The organism is Paraburkholderia caffeinilytica (genome assembly GCF_046030355.1).
GTDB lineage: Bacteria > Pseudomonadota > Gammaproteobacteria > Burkholderiales > Burkholderiaceae > Paraburkholderia > Paraburkholderia caffeinilytica_B.
The window spans coordinates 465,920-472,373 of sequence record NZ_JAQQCQ010000005.1; the positions used below are offsets into that span (position 1 = coordinate 465,920).

The 6,454-nt window shown below is 57.1% G+C and carries 5 protein-coding genes; all 5 read left to right on the forward strand.

Going from position 1 to position 6,454, the window contains the following annotated elements; genetic code table 11:
• Position 1: 1 nt before the first annotated feature.
• The 5 genes from PQQ95_RS11235 to PQQ95_RS11255 all read left to right on the forward strand — a co-directional run bounded on the left by PQQ95_RS11235 (position 2) and on the right by PQQ95_RS11255 (position 5,564).
• Complete coding sequence (locus tag PQQ95_RS11235; RefSeq protein ID WP_408300451.1) at positions 2-976, forward strand: polysaccharide deacetylase family protein; 975 nt, start codon at positions 2-4, stop codon at positions 974-976.
• Positions 977-1,026: 50 nt separating this feature from the next.
• Positions 1,027-2,292 carry a glycosyltransferase family 4 protein gene (locus PQQ95_RS11240; RefSeq protein WP_408437447.1) on the forward strand — a complete coding sequence of 422 codons (1,266 nt, stop codon included), beginning with the start codon at positions 1,027-1,029 and terminating at the stop codon, positions 2,290-2,292.
• A gap of 93 nt (positions 2,293-2,385) precedes the next feature.
• Positions 2,386-3,378 carry a CgeB family protein gene (locus PQQ95_RS11245; protein WP_408437448.1) on the forward strand — a complete coding sequence of 331 codons (993 nt, stop codon included), beginning with the start codon at positions 2,386-2,388 and terminating at the stop codon, positions 3,376-3,378.
• Between the two features lie 13 nt (positions 3,379-3,391).
• Entirely contained in the window at positions 3,392-4,855 is a 1,464-nt protein-coding gene (locus PQQ95_RS11250; RefSeq protein ID WP_408437449.1) for a glycosyltransferase, read from the forward strand.
• Positions 4,856-4,913: 58 nt separating this feature from the next.
• On the forward strand, positions 4,914-5,564 hold the full coding sequence (locus PQQ95_RS11255) for a GNAT family N-acetyltransferase (RefSeq protein WP_408437474.1): 651 nt from the start codon (positions 4,914-4,916) through the stop codon (positions 5,562-5,564).
• The last annotated feature ends 890 nt before the right edge of the window (positions 5,565-6,454 follow it).

A 6,454-nucleotide genomic window follows, 5' to 3' on the forward strand; every position in this document is an offset into this window, starting at 1 on the left:
AATGACGGAAAAGAATCGCTACGCCCTATTGACGGTGGATACCGAAGCGTTGCCAAAACGTGCATCGCATGATCACGTCAAGCGATTGATGTGGGGCGAGCATGAAGGAGGAACGGCGGGGATCAGGGAAATGGCCTCGATTGGCGATGAGTTCGGCGTCAAGCACGTTTTTTTCGTCGATCAATGCGGCGCGTGGTCGTACCTCGACGAAACGCTGGAGGTCGTGCGGTGGTTGGATTCCGTTGGTCAGGACGTTCAGCTTCACACCCATCCGGAGTATTTGCCTGATACCTTTTGGGCCGAGCATGGTCTTGCGCGCCGGCCGCAATATATGAATCAATATACCGAGGACGCGCGCGCTGAGTTCGTCATCAAACATTTCGGCGAACTGCTTTCGAAGGAAACCGGCAAACCGGTGCTGGCGCACCGGGCAGGTTCGTTTCGCTGGAATGCGTGCACGATTCGCGCGCTCAAAACCGCGGGCGTGCAGTTGTCGTTCAATAATTCCGTTTGCGCCGTCCATGCAGGGCAGTGTGTCTACAGCGAACAGACGAATCTGCCGTACATGTGGTCGAATGGCGTGATCGAATTACCCATGACGGAGAAGAGAATCCTGCCGAAGGTCGGCAAAGACGAATGGTGGGCTCGCTTGACCTATCCGGAATCGTCCTATTTCCGCTTTCGCCCCTGGTGGGGCAAGTTGCTGTTCGACGCACTGAGCGGTAGCCCGACGTTTTCCATTTTTCTGCTGCATTCCTGGTCGTTGCTGTATTGGGACGAGAAGGGTTACGCGACTTACCGCAACGATCAACGCACCGAGGGATACAGAAAACTGCTGTCGCGGCTGACCAAAGATTACGACGTCATCACGACTGCGGAATTTCTTGATCTGCACGCGCGCGGCAAGATCAAGACCACGCATACGGTCGATCTCGCACTGGCGGAATTGAATCAGTCCGGGAAAGTACGGGCATGAGCGGCGCGTTAGATTCCGTGCAAACGTTCGTAAGCGAACCGGTCCTGGCCTTGAATCGCTGGATCACCGTCCGTGCGCTGGAGCGCAAGTTGAGGCAGCCCGTTGGCGCGATGCCGTTCCAGCCAGACTCGGCAAGCATGCTGTACGTGGCTGCGAGCGCCTTGCCGTACCACACGAGTGGTTACACGACGCGCACGCATGAGGTCATTCGGGCACTCGGTTCGGCGGGCGGCCGCGTGCATGCATTGACAAGGCCGGGTTATCCCGGCGACCGTTTCGATCGCCTGCACGACGCCGCGGGCAATGAGACGCAGGTTGGCGAGGTGCGTTATCTGCATGTAGCGGGGCCGGCCAATAACCGGCCGGTTCTGCTCTATGCCATGCAGGCGGCGCGTGTCGTGGCCCACTGGGCTAAACACCACAGGGTGTCGGTGATCCATGCCGCGTCCAACCATGTCAATGCGTTGCCGGCACTGCTGGCCGCTCGCCAGTTGGGGATCCCCTTCCAGTACGAAATGCGCGGGCTGTGGGAACTCACCCGGATTTCACGTACGCCGCTTTACGAGGAAAGAGAGGGTTTCAAACAAGGACTGCAACTGGAAGGACTGGTTGCGCAGCATGCTGACCGGTTGTTCGTGATCTCGGAGCAGTTGGGCCGCTTCGCCCGGGACCGTTGGGGAATTGCCGAGGAACGTGTGTTCCTGTTGCCGAACTGCATAGAGCCCATGCGCTTTTCGTCCCTGCCTGCGCAGGACGTCGAGCCGAACACGATTGGCTATGCAGGCTCGTTGATGGCCTACGAAGGTCTGGATACATTGATCGACGCCGTGGCGCTCTTGCGTACCCGCGGAGAGCCGTTGAAGGTCTATCTTGCTGGAGATGGGGAGGCGCGTGCAGCACTCGAGGCTCAAGTACAGCGCCAGGGATTGTCCGGGCAGATACGTTTTTTTGGCCGGATGTCGCCGGCAAAGGCGCATGAGATGATTGGTCAGTGCGCACTCGTGTGCCTGCCGCGCAAGCCGTTCCAGGTCTGCGAGATCGTGCCGCCCATTAAGCTGGTAGAGGCTATGGCAATGGGCAAGCCGGTTATTGTTCCCGATTTGCCGGTATTTCGCGACGAAATGGGCGCGAACCCAGCGGGCTGGTTTTTCAAGGCTGGCGATGCGGCAGATTTAGCACGTGTGATCGACTCGGCACTCGCCGATCGTACGGCGCTGACCGCATTCGGCGAGCGTGCAAAAGAATATGCGACTACGCAGCGCAACTGGTGCGATTTTGTCATGCAGGCACTGCCTCACAGTGCGGGGATGGGCTGAATGGTCGGCAGAGTCATTAGAAAATTGGGTTCACTCGTCTACGACTATCCGAAGGTTTCGGAGGATACAGCGCGGGACGGGCGCTTTGGCCAGTTGAAAATCGCGCTGGTCGCAGATTATTTCACGGCCGATTGTCTCTCCGCGGAGTGCCGGATAAGGACCATGACGCCTGCCAATTACAAGGACGTCATTGGCAACTGGAAACCTGATCTCGTCCTTGTCGAGTCTGCGTTTCACGGCGTGGACGGCAGTTGGCGCTACGAACTGGCGAAGCAGCCCAGAGCTTTACGCCTGACGAAACCCAAGGCAATTTTCCGCCTCGTTAACTTCGCCAAACAGGCGGGCATTCCAACTGTTTTCTGGAACAAGGACGACGGCCCTTTCTTCGACGCGTTCATTGATGTGGCAAAGGTGTTCGATTACGTCTTCACGACGGACGCGGAGTGTCTCGACCGGTATCGGCGGCAGGTGCCCGCGCAGGTGCCGGTGAATACGCTGATCATGCCGTATCAGCCGGCTTTTCACAGCTTTACGGGTTTTAATTTCACGCGCAACGAGGTCTGCTTTACGGGCAGTTACTATCGGCGCATTCTGAACGAGCGGCGCCGTTTTCTCGACATGGTGTTCGACATCTGCGAGCAGAATCATATGCGGATCAACGTATTCGACCGGAATCATGACAGGTTGTCCCGGCACCTCGAGTTCCGCTTTCCGAAGAAGAACCAGTTGCGTGTGCATGGAAAAATGCCTCACCGGGAAACGGCACTTATCTATAAAACGCATGCCGTCTCGCTCAACGTCAATTCGGTGACGAGTTCGGAGACCATGTTTTCGCGCCGGTTGGTCGAAATTCTGGCCTGTGGCGGCATTGCTGTGACGAACGCCGGTCGTGCCGTCGATCGGTACTTTCGCGACTTTTGCCACGTAATGAATACGCATGAAGAGGCGCGAGAACTGTTTGCCCGGCTCCGGCACGGCCCTTCGCAGGAAGACAGGGATCGCGCCGAGGCAGGGGCGATCTATGTACGGCAAAACCACACCTGGGCACATCGGTTGGAAGAGATTTGCGCCGTCGTGAAGCTTTGAGGAACTGATCGCGATGCTTGCGTTGTTTTCCTGGCTTCTTCAGTCGGTTTTCCTGATCGTGGTGGTCTATTTTGCGCTGTACGTCGTGCTCGAACTGCGCGTCTTTCTGATCTCGCGGAATGTCGAGCAGCGCAAATTGACGTCGCTCGCGTGTCACGCCGTACACGAATCGAAGCTTTGGCCGTCGGTGAGTGTTTTGCTGCCTATCTGCAACGAGTCCGACGTGGTCGAGCGGCTGATCGATGCTGCCTGTCGATTGCGCTACCCGGCGGAGGCGCTGCAAATTCTGGTGCTCGACGATTCGTCGGATAAGACCACCGTGCTTGCGCGTTCCAAAGTCGACCACTATGCAACCCAAGGCGTCAATGTCCTTTTTATCAAACGCCCGAACCGCAAAGGTAACAAGGCGGGAAATCTGGTCAATGGCATCCAGCAGTCTTCGGGCGAATTCTTTGCCGTCTTCGACGCGGACTTTGTGCCGCCAGTCGACTTTCTGCTGAAAACCATACCTTGCTTCAAGGATCCGGAACTGGGATTCCTGCAGACAGGGATCGGCTACGAAAATCGCGATGTATCGTTCCTGACGCGCTTTCAAGCTATGGAAATGGGTCATCAGCAATACGTGACGGTCGGCTTAAGTGAAGACGGCGATATGGCTTCGCTCAGCGGAAGTTCGTGCGTGTGGCGTAAAGCGTGCGTCGACGCTCTCGGCGGCTGGAGCACGTCGACGGTTACGGAAGACGTAGACCTCGGTTACCGGGCTCAATTCGGCCACTGGAAATATGCCTACTTGCGTGATGTGGTTTCCATGTCGCTGCTACCGGAATCCATCAGCGCATTTCGCATTCAGCGCGAGCGCTGGGGACGCGGCTTGATTCACAGCGGATTCAAATATGCGAAGGAGATGCTCCTGCAACGCATGCCGCTGATAAAAAGAATGCATGCCTTTTCCATGATGTTCTCTTCCGTGCTGCTGGCTTCGATCTATGTGCTGATCATGCTGAGTTTGCCGTTGACGGTCCTCGTTCATTTCGGTGAGAAAAGCATGCGCCTGGGCACATTGATGTTCTTTGTGCTCGTCGGGATCTGGGCACTCGTCAACGCGTTCGGTGCGCGCAAAGGCGCAAGATTCGACGCTAAAACGAGTTTCCTGCAGGACCTGTGGAATACCTACCGCTATATCGCCATGTTTTTGCCGATGGCCTGGTATTATTTCGCTGGCGGCGTGCGGGCGTCTTTGGGTATTCATGAAGATTTTCACCGTACGCCAAAGGGTAAGAACGCATACCGCGCGGTCATTCCCCGCCTCGATTCCGTCCTGCTGGCGGGAGATGTTTTTACCTTTTTCTATTCGCTGACGGCGATTGTGGTTGCACTTCACACCGGTCATTATTTTTTGATTCCGCTGAATGTGACCTCATGTGTTGGTTTTGGAATGGTTCTCTACTGGACCTGGAAAGAAAGAAATGTGCGATAGCGATCTGCAACCGACACTCGGTAACGACGCCTCCATCTTGTCCGATCGCGCGGCAGGCATGCGTGCGCTATCGTTTCGTCCCGCGCGCGCGAGTGACGCGGCGGCATGCGCGCCACTCGCGTTTGCCTCGGGCGAGCACGAGTTCGAGTTCTTCCTCGGCGTACCGCCCGCGCAGTGCGTCGCATTTCTGACATACGCGTTCGCGCTTCGAGGTGGACGTTTTTCGTGGCGCCGGCACGAAGTGGCTGTCGATGCTCAAGGCGACATTGTGGCAGTGCTAGCGGCACACGACGGTCGTCGTATCCTCACCGACGACCTGCATGTCGTGTGGACATTGCTATGTCATTTTGGCCCTTTGCGCGCGTTGCCCATGTTGTTGCGCGGTCTTGTACTCGAAACGGAACTCCCTAAGCCGAAGCGCGCCCAAACGCAGCTCGCGCATTGCGCGACGCTCGCCGAGGCGCGCGGGTCTGGCGTGTTCACCGCCTTATTCGAGCACGCGTTGAGCAGCGCGCAGGCGGGCGAGCGCGGTCTTGATGCACCGGAGCGTGAGATCGTGCTCGATGTGCTCGTGAGCAATACGCGCGCAGCGGCGCTGTACCGGCGACTCGGTTTCGTCACCTTGCCACGCAGGCGGCTGCGTTCGCGTCATCTGCCGGCGCAACTGGAATCGGTGCGGATGCGACTTGCCGCGCGCCGCGGAGTGTAATGTGAATGCACGGTAGTGCGCGCTCCGAATGGCCGGATTCCATCGGACTCGGGCGATCGGCTATTGTGGACGGAACAGGTGATCTCATAGGTTTACGTGTAGGGGCGGCGCATCATGCTCGTCACGCCGCGAAGAAGCGCGCAATACTTCTTCCATTTCCCGTTGCAGTTCGCTATGCCTGTCAAAGGAACTCCGGCTTTAGCGTTCGCAGCAGTACGCGCTGAAGAGACGTGTCACGTTACAGAGCCACGAGCGTTACGCCGACATTACGCCAGATTTCCTCCAATTGGTTTGATCGATGAGGCACCTCGTCTTTGTTAGGCTGCCTCCAGTGCCACCGAGGGAAAGAATAAGGCACCTCTCTGGGCGCGCTGCAAAGCCGCTCGCAATATATTATCGGCGCGGCGTCGAGCACGTCGAATTAGATTGCCGGAATGTTGGCATAGTCCTTGCATATTGATTTCGCAAAGGTACTCGGACGATCGAGGTACTGTCGACAGTAGGTTGCCCGTCGGCATGACTCGGGCTGAGATCGAGAAAACATCTCGCGGGCATTGTCCGCAACGAGACGCTTGCGCGGGAGATGTTACGTAGTGCATCGGGAATCGTTGCGGCCCAAACTGTCGCATCGACGTCCATTGTTTGTGTCGGATCGCATCGCACCGTTACATCGTCGCTCTCCAATTAGCTCGTCATGAATGTGCATAGAGAAGTAGGTCGCGTCGAAAGATGGTGGGCTAGGTGAAGCGTGCTCTGTATGCCACGCAACGCTGGACTTTCTGGCTCGACATCAAGATCGGCGTGCCGGTGCTGCGGAATGGATTGGTGGGTGGCAACGGTTATTGAACGCAGCTTTACCTCGCTCCTTAATCAACTCAATTTCTTTCGAA

Bases quoted from the DNA above. Each gene is read 5' to 3' on its own strand.
- PQQ95_RS11235 (WP_408300451.1), top strand. From the start codon at position 2: ATGACGGAAAAGAATCGCTACGCCCTATTGACGGTGGATACCGAAGCG.
- PQQ95_RS11250 (WP_408437449.1), top strand. From the start codon at position 3,392: ATGCTTGCGTTGTTTTCCTGGCTTCTTCAGTCGGTTTTCCTGATCGTG.
- PQQ95_RS11255 (WP_408437474.1), top strand. From the start codon at position 4,914: ATGCGTGCGCTATCGTTTCGTCCCGCGCGCGCGAGTGACGCGGCGGCA.